Origin of the sequence: Mesorhizobium sp. M7A.F.Ca.CA.004.12.1.1 (genome assembly GCF_003997835.1) — a bacterium.
Taxonomy (GTDB): Bacteria; Pseudomonadota; Alphaproteobacteria; order Rhizobiales; family Rhizobiaceae; genus Mesorhizobium.
On sequence record NZ_RZRK01001394.1, the window covers coordinates 1 to 716 of the forward strand.

Consider the following 716-nt stretch of genomic DNA (forward strand, 5'->3'; position numbering starts at 1 on the left):
CCCCTGCCAGGAGCTAAAAATGGCTGCCAAAGACGTAAAATTCTCCCGTGATGCCCGCGAGCGCATGCTGCGCGGCGTCAACATCCTCGCCGACGCGGTGAAAGTCACGCTCGGCCCCAAGGGCCGCAACGTCGTCATCGACAAGTCGTTCGGCGCCCCGCGCATCACCAAGGACGGCGTCACCGTCGCCAAGGAAATCGAGCTTGAAGACAAGTTCGAGAACATGGGCGCGCAGATGGTCCGCGAAGTTGCTTCGAAGACCAACGACATCGCCGGCGACGGCACCACGACCGCAACCGTTCTGGCACAGTCGATCGTCCAGGAAGGCCACAAGGCCGTTGCCGCCGGCATGAACCCGATGGACCTGAAGCGCGGCATCGATCTGGCCGTGACCGAAGTCGTCGGCGCGCTCGGCAAGGCTGCCAAGAAGATCAAGACCTCCGAGGAAGTCGCCCAGGTCGGCACGATCTCGGCCAATGGCGACGAGTCGGTCGGCAAGATGATCGCGGAAGCGATGCAGAAGGTCGGCAACGAAGGCGTCATCACGGTTGAGGAAGCCAAGACCGCCGAGACCGAACTCGAAGTCGTCGAAGGCATGCAGTTCGACCGCGGCTACCTCTCGCCCTACTTCGTCACCAACGCCGACAAGATGGTTGCCGAGCTCGAGGACGTCTACATCCTCCTGCACGAGAAGAAGCTGTCCAACCTTCAGGCCA

At 62.0% G+C, this 716-nt stretch carries 1 protein-coding gene; it reads left to right on the top strand.

Going from position 1 to position 716, the window contains the following annotated elements; translation table 11 throughout:
- Nucleotides 1-19 precede the first annotated feature (19 nt).
- The coding region (groEL, locus tag EN984_RS36630; protein WP_127384455.1) for a chaperonin GroEL at nucleotides 20-716 on the top strand (697 nt) is incomplete at its 3' end.